The 14,043-nt window shown below is 34.2% G+C and carries 9 protein-coding genes; 6 read left to right on the top strand and 3 right to left on the bottom strand.

Annotated elements, in window-relative coordinates; translation table 11 throughout:
• Positions 1-15: 15 nt before the first annotated feature.
• Genes GX311_08245 through GX311_08235 form a run of 3 tightly spaced genes read left to right on the top strand, consistent with a single transcriptional unit; the run spans position 16 to position 3,658 of the window.
• A complete protein-coding gene (locus GX311_08245) occupies positions 16-1,248 on the top strand; it encodes a glycosyltransferase (protein NLK16372.1) in 1,233 nt (410 codons plus the stop codon).
• Positions 1,238-2,419 carry a glycosyltransferase family 2 protein gene (locus GX311_08240; GenBank protein ID NLK16371.1) on the top strand — a complete coding sequence of 394 codons (1,182 nt, stop codon included), beginning with the start codon at positions 1,238-1,240 and terminating at the stop codon, positions 2,417-2,419. The genes GX311_08245 and GX311_08240 overlap by 11 nt, the downstream gene beginning before the upstream one ends.
• Positions 2,420-2,431: 12 nt before the next feature.
• Positions 2,432-3,658, top strand: a complete 1,227-nt coding sequence (locus tag GX311_08235) for a bifunctional 3,4-dihydroxy-2-butanone-4-phosphate synthase/GTP cyclohydrolase II (protein ID NLK16370.1) — start codon at positions 2,432-2,434, stop codon at positions 3,656-3,658.
• A 66-nt stretch (positions 3,659-3,724) separates the two neighbouring features.
• Here the strand turns inward: GX311_08235 and GX311_08230 are convergent, their stop codons facing one another.
• The 3 genes from GX311_08230 to GX311_08220 form a co-directional block, all read right to left on the bottom strand.
• On the bottom strand, positions 3,725-5,416 hold the full coding sequence (locus GX311_08230; protein ID NLK16369.1) for an alpha-amylase: 1,692 nt from the start codon (positions 5,414-5,416) through the stop codon (positions 3,725-3,727).
• A gap of 192 nt (positions 5,417-5,608) precedes the next feature.
• Entirely contained in the window at positions 5,609-6,877 is a 1,269-nt protein-coding gene (locus GX311_08225) for a hypothetical protein (protein NLK16368.1), read from the bottom strand.
• Positions 6,878-6,972: 95 nt separating this feature from the next.
• Entirely contained in the window at positions 6,973-7,980 is a 1,008-nt protein-coding gene (locus GX311_08220) for a glycosyltransferase (GenBank protein ID NLK16367.1), read from the bottom strand.
• 323 nt (positions 7,981-8,303) lie between these two features.
• Between GX311_08220 and GX311_08215 the strand changes: the two genes are divergently transcribed.
• The 3 genes from GX311_08215 to GX311_08205 all read left to right on the top strand — a co-directional run bounded on the left by GX311_08215 (position 8,304) and on the right by GX311_08205 (position 14,013).
• Positions 8,304-10,484 carry a bifunctional (p)ppGpp synthetase/guanosine-3',5'-bis(diphosphate) 3'-pyrophosphohydrolase gene (locus GX311_08215; GenBank protein ID NLK16366.1) on the top strand — a complete coding sequence of 727 codons (2,181 nt, stop codon included), beginning with the start codon at positions 8,304-8,306 and terminating at the stop codon, positions 10,482-10,484.
• 250 nt (positions 10,485-10,734) lie between these two features.
• A complete protein-coding gene (locus GX311_08210; protein NLK16365.1) occupies positions 10,735-12,690 on the top strand; it encodes an amylo-alpha-1,6-glucosidase in 1,956 nt (651 codons plus the stop codon).
• 33 nt (positions 12,691-12,723) lie between these two features.
• On the top strand, positions 12,724-14,013 hold the full coding sequence (locus tag GX311_08205; protein NLK16364.1) for a glycosyltransferase family 4 protein: 1,290 nt from the start codon (positions 12,724-12,726) through the stop codon (positions 14,011-14,013).
• Positions 14,014-14,043 lie beyond the last annotated feature (30 nt).

Here is a 14,043-nt window from a genome sequence, read left to right as displayed (position 1 = left end):
AAAAACTTTATAGAAATGAATATTCTATTTTTAACAAATAAAATGCCTTATCCTCCTACAGATGGGGGTACAATTTCGACATTGAATATGATTAAGGTGTATAGCAAGGAGGGAAATAATGTTACTGTGTTGGCAATGAATACACACAAACATAATTTCAAAGTTGAAGATATGCCGGAAGAACTTACCAAAAATATCAAATGGCACACCTGTTATGTTGATACCAGAATCAAGCCACCTGAAATGTTTTTAAATCTACTATTTTCAAATATGCCATATAATGCCAAACGCTTTATATCAAACACATATCGCAATAAATTGAAACAGATACTTAGCCAAGAGAAGTTCGATATTGTTCAGTTAGAGGGCTTGTATTTATATCCTTATATTTCAACCATTAGAAAAAGTTCTGATGCATTGATCGCTTTCCATGCTCACAATGTAGAACAAGAGATATGGAAACGTACTGTTCGAAATCAAAATCCGGGATTAAAACGTATGTACAATCGTGTATTGTCGGCTAGAATGCAACGTTTAGAAAATAGATCTTTACATAAGTTTGACATATTAGTTCCCGTTACTGAACGAGACAGTCATATTCTTGATTTTTTGGGAAATAAAAATGCTACATACGTAGCTCCGACAGGTGTTATATTGTCGAATTTTGATATTCCCGAAAATTTACCCTCTCCAAAGCATAATACTCTATTTTTTATTGGTGCATTAGACTGGTTTCCAAATCAAGAGGGGATAATATGGTTTTTGGACAAAGTCTGGCACTTGGTATTAAAAGAATATCCTGATATAGAACTACATATTGCCGGAAGAAATGCTCCGGAAAAATTTGAGCACAAATTAAACAGAAAAAATGTTGTTTTTCACGGACAGGTCGAAGATGCAAAAGAGTTTTGTCTTAAATACAACATAATGATCTCTCCTTTGTTAACAGGTTCCGGCATGAGAGTTAAACTAATTGAAACAATGGCTTTGAGAAAACCAATAGTTTCAACATATGTCAGCGCAGAAGGGATTAAAGTTGTGAACAAAATCCATATGACATTAGCACATGATGAACATGAGTTTGCCAACGGAATAATTGAACTTTTAAGGGAACCCGAAAAATGTAAAATGTATGCAGAAAATGCCAGATTACATGTTGAAAAACATTTCGACAGCGTTAAAATAATGCAAGGGTTATTGAAGTTTTATAAACAGATGTTAGAAAAGAGAAAAAATAATGAGCATTAAGATATTCATTGTTTTAATACTGATTGCAGCCTATCCCTATGTCATATATACTGTCATAGGTTACGTTTTAGTCTGCATAAAGAGATTGTTTTCGCCTAATTTCAACTACGATAATTCGACAGAATACAAAACAATTACGCTACTAATTGCAGCCTATAACGAAGAACTTTTTATAAACGAAAAAATTAAAAACACAAAAGAACTCGATTATCCGAAAGATAAATTCAAAGTAATTTTTGTCACCGATGGCTCAGACGATAAAACTCCCGAAATCGTCTCTGCACACAAGGAATTCATTCATATGCATTTGAATGAAAGAAGGGGGAAAATACATGCAATGCATAGAGGTGTATTACAATCAGATAGCGAAATTGTGGTTTTTTGCGATGCTAATACATACTTAAACAGCGATTCCCTGAAACATATATCTAATGCCTTTGCAAATCCAAAAGTAGGTTGTGTTTCAGGCGAAAAGAGGGTTATATCTGATGAAAAAGATAGCGCAGCGCCAGCCGGTGAAGGATTTTATTGGAAATTTGAAAGTTTTTTAAAAAAAATTGATAGTGAATTATATACAGCTGTAGGAGCTGCTGGTGAACTGTTTGCAATTAGACGTGAATTATACGAAGAGATACCTAATGATACCATTTTAGATGATTTCTTAATAACACTCTCAATAGTTAAAAAGGGATACAAAATAAAGTATGAGCCTCGTGCAATAGCTTCAGAATATGGTTCGGTAAGTGTTAAAGAAGAGATGAAAAGAAAATATAGGATATCAGCAGGCTGTTTTCAGGTTCTTTTCAGAAATCCATGGCTGATAAATATTTTTAAATATCCAGTTGTGGCTTTTCAATTTATTTCTCACAAGCTAATGCGTTGGTTGACAACTCCATTGATAATAGCAATATTAATTCCTTACAATATTGCATTAGCTGTGATATATCCAAACAATACACTTATTATCACTCTATTAATTCTCCAGGGGTTGTTTTATCTTTTTAGCATTATTGGATATTTTGTACAGCATTTGAATCTAAAAAACAAATTTATATTCATCCCATATTATTTTACAATGGCAAATATTGCACAGTTTGTGGGGTTATGGCGTTTTATTAAAGGTAATACAAACGTAAAATGGGAAAGAGCAGAACGTATTAAAAAAGAATAAAAATAATATATAATGACAAACACTAGACTACTAAACACGATAGAAGAAGCAGTTGAAGATATCAAGGCAGGTAAAATTGTAATAGTCGTAGATGACGAAGATCGCGAAAACGAGGGCGATTTTATTTGTGCTGCAGAAAAGATAACCCCTGAGATGGTTAATTTTATGGTCAAAGAAGGGCGCGGACTTCTGTGTGCTCCTTTGACAGAAGAACGTTGTGCAGAGTTGGAGTTGAATATGCAGGTTACTGACAATACTTCCATTCATGCAACTCCGTTTACGGTCAGTATAGACAAGCTTGAGGGTTGTACAACTGGCATTTCAACGCATGACCGTGCTGAAACTATTAGAGCATTGTGTGACCCAAATTCCAAGCCGGAGACATTTGGTCGCCCGGGGCATATTTTCCCTTTACGCGCCAAATCACGTGGAGTGATACGTAGGGCAGGACATACGGAAGCAGCTGTTGACTTAGCCAGATTAGCAGGACTATATCCTGCCGGTGCTTTGATTGAAATAATGAACGAAGATGGCACAATGGCACGACTACCACAGCTATTGGAAATTGCCAAAAAATTCGACCTGAAAATAATTAGCATTGAAGAACTTATTGCATATAGATTAAAAACAGAAAGCCTTGTTATTAAAGGAGTTGAAGTTGATATGCCAACAAAATACGGGCATTTTCATCTGATTCCGTTTCTGCAAAAAAGTAACGGACTTGAACACATTGCCCTTATAAAAGGGAAATGGGATGAAGATGAAGAGATTTTAGTTAGGGTGCACTCAAGCTGTATGACAGGCGATATTTTCGGTAGCCTTCGATGTGATTGCGGAGACCAGATACATAAAGCAATGGAACTGATTGAAAAAGAGGGACGTGGAGTAATAGTATATCTTATGCAAGAGGGACGCGGTATTGGACTGATGAATAAAATGAAAGCGTATAAATTGCAGGAAGAGGGTTTAGATACTGTGGAAGCTAATATAGAATTGGGCTTTGCCGCTGATGAGCGCGATTATGGTATAGGTGCACAAATTCTCAGACAACTAAACGTTCGCAAAATGCGCCTTTTAACAAACAATCCTGTAAAACGCATTGGCTTAGAGGGTTACAACCTTCAAATCGTTGGAAATGTGAGAATTGAAGGAGAGGTAACGTGTTACAATAAAAGGTACTTGGAGACTAAGGCTAAAAAACTAAAGCATAACATAAATCTCTTTAAGTACGAGGAATAGAACACAAATAACACGAATTAAACGGATTATCACATATTTTCAAGTAGAGACTGAGATGCTGCGTCTCTACTCTACTGATATTTGAAAAATATAGGCAGTATGCTTATCAATATCTATTTGTAAGCCACTTATTATCAATTCGTTGACAGAGGTTAAGATTGTATCGTTATTGCAAAAGACTCCTTTAATATTTAATGACTTACCTCTGTCTAGACCAATCATTTCAAACGCATGTTCAGGAAAGTTGAGCGTAAATGAGTGTTTTTTGTTGCAGTCAAAATTAGCAACAACTAATAAGATATTGTGTTCAAAATATCGTAAATAAGCAAAAATCTTATCAATATCTAAGTTGTTTTGATTGACATACATTAGGTCGAAAAAGGAGGAATCTAGTATTTGTCTATATTTTTGTCTTAAGTTCAGCAAATCAGAGTAAAATTTTCTTAATTTTTGTTGCTCATCTGATAATTTATTAACACTGAATTTACCGTAGTTGACCCACTTTTGATACTCTTCTATACGCCAATAATCAAAAATTGTGGTTCTTCCATCTGAACCGCTAAAACCTTCACTATCAGCAGCTTTTTCACCTATTTCCTGTCCAAAATAAATCATCAAAGGACCTCGGTGCATTGTTGCAGCAACAACCATAGCGGATTGGACATAGAAAGGATTATTACAGAATTGCTTTGAGGCTATTCTTTGCTCATCATGATTTTCAAGAAAGCGCACCAAGTGTTTGTCCAATCCTTCTTGTTTCCACCAACAGTCGGTTAAAAGTTTTGCCGAGCCTTTATTCGTAATTATTTCACGCATAAAATTATAAAACTGCTCCTTGTCGTATAAAAGATCAAACCCTCCATGGTAAATAAAATTCCTGTATTGTTGTGGATTATATACCTCTCCAATAAATAACAGATCGGGGTAGTGTTGTTTGACATTTGCAATTGCCCAATTCCAAAACTCGACTGGAACCATTTCTGCCATATCAACACGAAAAGCGTCTATACCCTTTTTTGCCCAAAAAAGCAGTATATCCAACATTTTATGCCATGTGTCGGGAATAGGACTGAAATGACTACTATTATTTTTATAATTTACGCCATAATTCAATTTTACCGTCTCATACCAATCATTTATATTTGGTTTTGAATTGAAGACATTGTTACCCGTAGCTTTTGCAGGTTCTTCAATATAATCTTCAGAATCAATTGTATATGGAAAATTAATTTTGTCTGGTAAAGTCAATCGTTTACCTACATAATAATAGTTATTATTTGGGTTAAATTGCTTATTAGCAATATCATCACTACCAATATTTGAAATGCCTAAGGGTAGTTTTTGTGAAAAATAATTCCTGCTTACGTGATTGGGAACAAAATCAATAATAACCTTTAAACCAACGTCATGGCATCTTTTGACAAGTTGTTCAAACTCATCCATACGGTTTGGTATGTTTTCTGATAAATCAGGGTCAACATCAAAATAATCTTTAATTGCATATGGCGAGCCTGCAACACCTTTTACTATGCGGGGATTATCAGGTAGTAGAGCATATTCAACATATTTTGTACACGAAGCGTGCCTTATAACACCGGTAAACCATACGTGCGTTATTCCAAGCTTAACGAACTCATTTAACGCTTCAACCGAAAAGTGATTAAATTTTGAGCATCCATTTTCTTTAATCGTGCCAAAAGGAACATTCATGCCTTCATCAACACGAAAGAGTCGAGTAAAAACCTGATATATATTCATAGTTTTTGTTTTAGCGTGCGCTAATTTACTAAATTTTTCAGTTTAAGATCACATTAAAACCTAAATGGTTTGCAACCATGATACAACTAACAATAATAAAGATTCAGGTTTTGTAATAAATCCCTCTAAATAAGCATTTAGTAGTTGTAGAAAACTAAAGAATAAAAACGAAAACTGAGTGCTACATCTCTCCTACTTTAACTTACCAGCTACTTGTGTTATCAACTCAAAATCAAAGGAAAGTGTAAAGTAGGCATTAAATTTCCATTGATTTACTGTCGGGATTGAAACGCCTAAGGGTAAAACATCTCCTTCGCTAAATCCCTTTTTGAGAACACGAAATTCTGCGATATTTACACCTGCATTGATATGTAAAAAGTCAAATATTTTGATATTTGGACCAAAATAAAAGTTTTTAAACAGGTTTTTTCCACCAAATCCGATAAACCAACCAAAATCTGTAGTATAGCGCGCTTCCTCTTTTGACAATTTTACTAAACGAACAGTCGCGCCAGTAATTAAATCAAACTCAACACTTCCTGCATTTTCATTAGTTATCTCATAACTCTCATAGTTATTAATATCTTTTGGAGCCAACATATAGAGGGGTGTTCTATATGTTCGCAACGCAACCCCTTGAACAACAGCGACTTGTTTTTCACGCTTATCTCTTGAAGCGAGTCGGGCTCTCAACTCTGCTGCTTCTAATTTTGCATGCTTTCGCTCTTGATCTACCTTAATATAAGATTGTTGAGCCATTGACAGAGTGTCGCGAAGCGAATCAATAGTCCTTTTATTTTCTTCATACTTAGAAGACATTTTCGATATCTCTTCATCTTTACGATCTATATCGCGCTGTTTTTCTTGAACGCTTTGTCTTAGCAATTCTATTTCTCGTAACCTACCCGATGTCTCTTGCTCTTTTGCACTTAGTTTACCTTCTAAGGTCACTAAACCTATTTTGGAATCTAGAACTGCGAGATTGTATAACTCCTCTTTTTGTTTAATTATTGCATCCTTTTCTTTTAGCTGTGCTGTTTGATTTTCAATAAGTTCCTTTTGTTTCAATATTTCCTGACGTAGATCAGTTATTTTATTGTTCAAGTCAACATTATCTTCGGTTAATTTTTGATATTTTTTTTCTATTGAATCTGCTGTATGTTCCCAATGATCACAAGCTTGTTTTAACGAATCCGCCCTAAGTAACATTGAGTTAGAAAACATATTGTCTGACTCAACCATTTGTTGAAATTCAGCAATTGAATCAGAGTATATATCAATCACATTTTCTAACGAATCTATTTTTAAAAATGCTTGCTCTATAATATAATTAGTTAAATCTGAGCCAATTGTATCATTCTGATAATTTTGATTTTGCAGTAAAATCGGGTTAAAATTTTTACCATTTAGATTAAAGGTAACAAATAGAAATGCTACAATAACAATTAACAAATCTTTCATTTGAATAATAGTATTATAAATTTTACAAATTAGTATGATTTAATACAGTCAACGTAAATTAGGGCATCAAAGTACTTAAATTTAATGAAATGATTTTATTTAATATAATCGCTAAATTTCTTTTTGCCTAAAATAAAAAAGTTAATTACAATGCTTTTTGTCCATATTTCAGGAAAGGTTTTCAAGCCTACCCTATTGATACTGTACTGCTTACGCATTGAAAAAAAACTCCGATAGGCTTTAAACATTGCCAACGAAAACTTAAATTTACCCTGTATAAAAAATATCAACGCTGAGGCTAAATCCAAGAAAAAGCGTATGAACAAAACCTTTACCAAATTTCTTTTTTTAAGATTCTTGTATAAAAGTAAAAGATTATTCCTATAGTTTAAAAATATTTTCTTAGGGCTATCATTTGGGAGGGTTCCTCCTCCAACATGGTAAACTGCCGAATTGTGACAATTATAGACCTGATAACCGGCGTTTTTCATTCTCCAACATAGGTCAATCTCTTCCATGTGAGCAAAAAAATTGTCATCGAATCCTCCAAGATTATGAAAAACCTCAGCTCTGACAAACATACACGCTCCACTTGCCCAAAAAACGGGAATTGAAGTATCATATTGTCCGTAATCCTTTTCAAGTTTTGAAATTATACGACCTCTACAAAACGGATATCCTAAATAATCGATAAAGCCTCCTGCTGCGCCAGCATATTCAAAAGTATCTCTATCAGTATATGACAGAAGTTTTGGGGCTGCTGCAGCTATTTTTTCATTTTTCTCAAATTCATTAATTATCGGAAATATCCAATTTGGAGTAACCTCAATATCTGAATTTAATATTATATAATATTCTGCATCAATCTTTTGCAATCCCTTATTGTATCCACCGGTAAATCCATAGTTTTTGTCTAAGCAGACTAAATTTACCTGTTGAAAATTATTTTTCACAAACGATACCGAATTATCTGTAGAGCCATTGTCAATAATCCATATTGAAATATCGTGATGTGTTGAATGTTCAATAATGGATGGCAAAAATTTTTCGAGATAATGAACGCCGTTCCAATTAAGTATTGCAATTGCGATTCTTGACTTCATTGTTTTATAAATTGTAAACGGTACAAATAGCAAAAAACCTATTTAATGCTTATATAATATCTGTTTTTTCGAATTTTGATTGCAGGTTATGCTTTTAATAGCTAAAACTCTATTATCCAATATTTTTACATAAAAATGCAGGTTAACAGGATGCAAAAATAATCAATTTTTAGAAGCAACCTAAACAAGATAATATTTATTAAAATAGTTGTGTTGACAAACTTATAAATTTAGGCTGTATTAGGTATAAGTTTAAAATTAATGACTAATTTTAACCGTTAAAAGTACGATATAAAGTTTTTTATATAATTACAAAAACAAAAATGGATTTTACTCTTCAAGAACAAAAATATGTACTGTCAAGTTTTGAAAATTTAATTTCATCGTGTCCACGTTGCCATGACGATGAAAAAATAAAGTTGCTACGAAAAGCCTTCGAGTTTGCACATAAAGCACATTACCCTACAAGGCGTAAATCGGGAGAACCATACATTCTGCATCCTATTTATGTTGCACAAATCTGTTGTACGGAATTAAACTTGGGAACAACGTCAATGGTTGCTGCACTTTTGCACGATGTGGTTGAAGACACGGAAGTTACAGTTGAAGAGATAAAAAATGAGTTTGGCGAGGAAATATCCATAATGGTTGATGGTTTAACGAAAATAAGCGGTGCGATTAGTGTAACAAACTCAATGCAGTCAGAAAATTTTAAGAAAATATTGATAACGATGTCGCAAGACATTAGAGTTATGCTGATAAAATTGGCAGACAGATTACACAACATACGTACTTTAGACTCGATGCCACGCCACAAACAGCTAAGAATAGCATCAGAAACTTTTTATATTTTTGCCCCTATCGCTCATCGTATAGGCTTGTACACCATAAAAACCGAGTTAGAAGATAATGCTTTTAGAATTAAACAACCGAAAGAGTGCGCCGAAATAGAACGAAAGCTTAAAAACACTGATGCCCAAAGAACAATGTTTATTAACAAGTTCTCGCTTCCTATTGCAGCTCATCTTACTGAAAAAAAGTACGATTTTGATATTTCCGGTCGCCCTAAAAGTTTATATGGAATATATCAAAAAATGATAAAAAAAGGAATACCATTTGAAGAGATATATGATTTATTTGCAATCAGAATAATTTTCACGCCAAAAGAAGATGAGGGTAGTGAAAAAGAACAATGCTTCAAAATTTATTCTATAGTTACCGATATTTATACTCCTCGGCCAGACAGATTAAGAGATTGGGTAACTACACCAAAAGAAAACGGGTACGAATCTTTGCATTCAACCGTAATGGGACCGAATGGACAATGGGTAGAAGTCCAAATAAGGACAAGAAGAATGGACGAAATTGCCGAATTTGGCCATGCAGCTCATTTTAAATATAAAGGCAATCAAAGTAATGAAGGGGGGCTTGACAACTTGTACGACATAATGCGCGAAGCAATTGTAACAGCAGACCCCGATACTGATGAATTTATGGATAACATAAAATCAATTTTAACAACATCAAAAATAACTATTTTTACTCCTAAAGGGGATATGCATTCATTTCCTCAAGGAGCAACTGCCTTGGATTTTGCATATGCTATTCATGAAGACATTGGGAATAGAGCAATTTCTGCCAAAGTAAACCACAGAAACATGCCACTAAGCTATGAACTAAAAAATGGTGATCAAATTGAGATTATTACATCACAAAAGCAAAAACCAAGTTTTGATTGGCTTAATATTGTGCAAACTGCTAAGGCTCGATATAGTTTACGCAAAGCAATAAATCAGGAAGTAGATAAAAAAGCAAATGTTGGACAAAAAAAATTAAACAATTTACTAACCGAGCTGAATTTAACTGTAACACCAAGAATCATTGAAAAAGTAAAATTACATTACGATATTGAACAAGACAAGGAAGACAGATTTGTTTTTGCCTATTTATCCGAACAAGAACTAAATTTAGATATCCTGAGAAAAATACTTAGACAAAGCTCACCTGAGAAAAAAATATTGTTCTGGACTATTAAAAGCAAAGAAAACACCACAAAAGAAGCTGATAAACCAACAACTAATAATATAAAGTACAATTACACATTGGCTGACTGTTGTAGACCTATTCCCGGAGATCCTGTAATGGGATTTAAAATGCATCAAAACATTATTGAGATACATCATGTTAGTTGTCCAGAAGCCGTAAGACTATCTTCACAACAAGGAAATAAAATAGTTGAAGTAGATTGGTTTAGTCGGGAACAGAAAGCATTTTTGTCGGATTTAAGAATATCTGGAGTAGACAGAATTGGATTAGTTAGTGACATCACTACAGTTTTAAGTAAAGAGTTAGATGTAAATATACGTTCTATAAATATTTACACTCACGACGGTATTTTTGATGGTTCTTTTGAACTATATGTGAGAAGCATAGAGGATTTGAATGATATTATGTCAAAATTAAGAAAGATACAAGGTGTCGATAATGTACTGAGACCTATGTAACAAACTCTTTTTTCGTGATATACATATACATTTTACACCAATTCAATACAATAAGCCTTTTTTATATAAACGTCATTATAAAACAGATACGGAATGTTTTATATGTAAAACATATGGGATTTATAAACATTAAAAATTTTGTAACAATAAATTCACTCATTTATTGCCAAAAATAAACATGAGAATTGACAAAAATTATTATATTTATGCAATCTCTAGATAAAAAGTATATATATTTAACACCCTAGATATGAGCTACTTGAAATTTGAAAAAGACCAATTAATAAACCTGGAATTTTCTCTTAAACATGAGTTTATTCGAACTAATCGTTCTGGAGCTTATGGAAGTACAACCATAATTAACTGTAACACAAGAAAATATCACGGACTATTGGTTTGTCCAATAAAAGAAAATGATAATAACAGACATGTTTTGTTAAGCATGGTAATGCCGACCATTGTATTTGACAAATATGAATTTAATCTTGGAATACATAAATTTAGTGGTGGAGTATATGAACCAAGAGGACACAAGTATATTGAATATTTGTCGGTTGACGTTGTTCCAACTATTGTTTACAATGTCGGGGATGTTAAACTAGGTGTTGAGCAAATTCTAGATGACGAAGAATGTAGAGCGTTAATAAGATATACGGTTCTCGAAACTCCCAAACCTATCACCCTAAGACTCAAATCATTACTTGCATTCCGCGGTGTTCACGAACTTTCCAAAGCAAATATGTATGCCAATGTAAGACCAGAAATGATTGACAATGGTATCAGAATAAAAATGTATGAAGAGTACCCATATCTATACATGCAAACAAATAAAACACCCGAGTTTGTTCACATGCCAGACTGGTTTTACAACATTGAATATCAAGAAGAACAAGAGCGTGGATACCCATACAAGGAAGATCTTTTTACTCCCGGATATTTTGAATTACCTATGCGAAAGGGAGAAACCGTTGTATTAGTTGCAGGCACTGAACCTATGAGTGCGTTAAAAATGAAAAGACGCTTTGCAGCTGTAGAAAAAGGCCGTATACCTCGTACAAACTTTGAAAACTGTCTTTACAACTCTGCACACCAATTTATTGAAAAACAAGGAAAAAACACTTACATAGTGGCAGGTTATCACTGGTTTGATTCACGATCTCGCGACGCTTTTATAGCTGCACCAGGCATAACATTGCCATTAAACAAATATCAGAGATTTATGGACGTTCTCGACACTGCTCAGAAACAACTTAAAAATGGATTATTTCCTCAATCATTGAATGGAGGTAATATTGAGCAAGAAAAAAGTGTAGATACTCCACTATGGTTTATTTATGCCATACAACAGCTCAAAGATCATATATCATTCGACACATTAACTCAAAAATACTGGAAATCTATCAAATCAATTTTAGATAACTACTATACAGGTACAGAATGTAATATAAAAATGACTGATCACTGCTTAATCTACTCTGGATTAGACAATTATCCTCAAACATGGATGAATGCACGTGATAAAAACAAACCTGTAACATTAAGAAAAGGATATGCTGTTGAAGTAAATGCTTTATGGTACAATGCTGTTTGTTTTGCTGTTGAAATAGCAAAAGAGCTAAATGATAAAGCGTTCTTGAAAAAATGGGAGCATATTCCCGCTGTCACAAAACAATCCTTTATAAATAAATTTTGGATTTCTGAAGAAAATTATCTTGCCGACTATTGCACAACGCAGCAACAAGTTCAAAGCATAAGACCAAATCAAATAATAGCTGCAGCATTGCCTTACTCAATGCTTGACGACAATCAAAAGGTTGATGTAATAAACTGCATTAAGCATAAATTGCTAACTAAAAAAGGATTACGTACACTAAGCCCTGCTGATGAAAGATATAAACCATATTTCACCGGCTCACATTCAGATCGAGAACAGGCATATCATCAGGGAACTGTTCATCCTTGGTTACTTGAATTTTACGCAAAAGCTCTTGTGTCGGTGTATGGCAAAGATGCTATGCCTGAATTAAATAAAATTTTCTTCAATTTCGAAGAGGATATGACAGTACGCGGTATTAGCACTATAAATGAGATGTATGACGGCGACCCTCCACATCAACCACGAGGAGCTATTTCGCAAGCATGGAGCGTTTCCTCAGTACTGCAAATTAAAATGTTAATGGATAAATTAGTGTCAACTGACAAATAGTATTTTTTAAATATAGAAATTATGAGGGTTTTGATGTTTGGGTGGGAATTTCCGCCACATATTACGGGAGGATTAGGAACAGCTTGTTATGGACTTACAAAAGGCTTGGCGTTCAACGGAGTTAAAGTACATTTTGTAGTTCCAAAGGTTTACGGTGGTGAAGATCAAAGCCAAATAACGCTTCATGCAGCCGAAGGAGTTGAATTCAGCGAACGAAACTTTAGCTTTGGAGAATTTTACGAACAGATGCGTTATTTTGAAGTTGGTTCCAATATAATACCATACCTATCACCCGAAGAGTATGAAATTTTAGTTAATGAAGACGTTAAACACGATACAATAACGTCGGAGAAAATACTCGGAAGGAAGTTCAAGTTTTCAGGAGCGTACGGAAAAAACCTTATGTTAGAAGTAAGCCGTTATGCAATGGTCGCTTCCGTCATAGCCAGACAATTAAAATCTGACTTCGATATAATCCATGCACACGACTGGCTAACATATGCAGCAGGTGTTGCGGCTAAACGTGCTACAGGAAAACCTCTTGTGGTTCATATGCACGCCACAGAATACGACAGAAGCGGAGAAGGCAATATTAACCATCAGGTGTACGGAATAGAAAAAATGGGAATGAGCGAAGCCGATACTGTTATTTCAGTGAGTAACTTTACCCGCAGTATAATAATAAATAAGTACGGAATAGCTCCCGACAAAGTTGTTACCGTTCATAACGCTGTTGAAGCCGATGAGAGTGAACGTGCAGAATATAAAAAATATATACCCGAAAAAATAGTAACTTTCTTAGGTAGAATTACTTACCAGAAAGGTCCAGACTATTTTGTACAAAGTGCTCTCAAGGTGTTACAAAGAGATCCTAATGTTAGATTTGTAATGGCAGGCTCTGGCGACATGCTTAACAGAATGATTAAACGAGTTGCAACTCTGGGAATTGCTGATAATTTTCACTTTACAGGATTTTTGAAAGGTCCCGAAGTAACAAAAATGTTTGCCATGAGCGATGTATATGTAATGCCCTCTGTATCAGAACCATTTGGAATATCGCCACTTGAAGCCATGCGAAGTAACGTTCCAGTTATTATTAGCAAACAATCGGGCGTATCGGAAGTATTGAAACATGCCGTAAAAGTTGACTTTTGGGATGTTGACGCTATGGCTGATGCTATTTACGGTCTGTTACATTACAAGGCTCTGTCAACAATGTTTAAAGAGCTTGGGAAAGACGAAGTCGATAACTTAAAGTGGGACAACTCTGCCGCAAAAGTTAAAAACGTATATATAGATACCATGGCAAAAGTTATGGGTTAAAAAAATTAGCTTAAAAGTTTAGAAATAAAT

Source organism: Bacteroidales bacterium (assembly GCA_012519055.1).
Lineage (GTDB): Bacteria > Bacteroidota > Bacteroidia > Bacteroidales > Salinivirgaceae > JAAYQU01.
This window is presented reverse-complemented; position numbering and strand designations above follow the sequence as displayed.

Bases quoted from the DNA above. Each gene is read 5' to 3' on its own strand.
- GX311_08245 (NLK16372.1), top strand. From the start codon at position 16: ATGAATATTCTATTTTTAACAAATAAAATGCCTTATCCTCCTACAGAT.
- GX311_08240 (NLK16371.1), top strand. From the start codon at position 1,238: ATGAGCATTAAGATATTCATTGTTTTAATACTGATTGCAGCCTATCCC.
- GX311_08235 (NLK16370.1), top strand. From the start codon at position 2,432: ATGACAAACACTAGACTACTAAACACGATAGAAGAAGCAGTTGAAGAT.
- GX311_08230 (NLK16369.1), bottom strand. From the start codon at position 5,416: ATGAATATATATCAGGTTTTTACTCGACTCTTTCGTGTTGATGAAGGC.
- GX311_08225 (NLK16368.1), bottom strand. From the start codon at position 6,877: ATGAAAGATTTGTTAATTGTTATTGTAGCATTTCTATTTGTTACCTTT.
- GX311_08220 (NLK16367.1), bottom strand. From the start codon at position 7,980: ATGAAGTCAAGAATCGCAATTGCAATACTTAATTGGAACGGCGTTCAT.
- GX311_08215 (NLK16366.1), top strand. From the start codon at position 8,304: ATGGATTTTACTCTTCAAGAACAAAAATATGTACTGTCAAGTTTTGAA.
- GX311_08210 (NLK16365.1), top strand. From the start codon at position 10,735: ATGAGCTACTTGAAATTTGAAAAAGACCAATTAATAAACCTGGAATTT.
- GX311_08205 (NLK16364.1), top strand. From the start codon at position 12,724: ATGTTTGGGTGGGAATTTCCGCCACATATTACGGGAGGATTAGGAACA.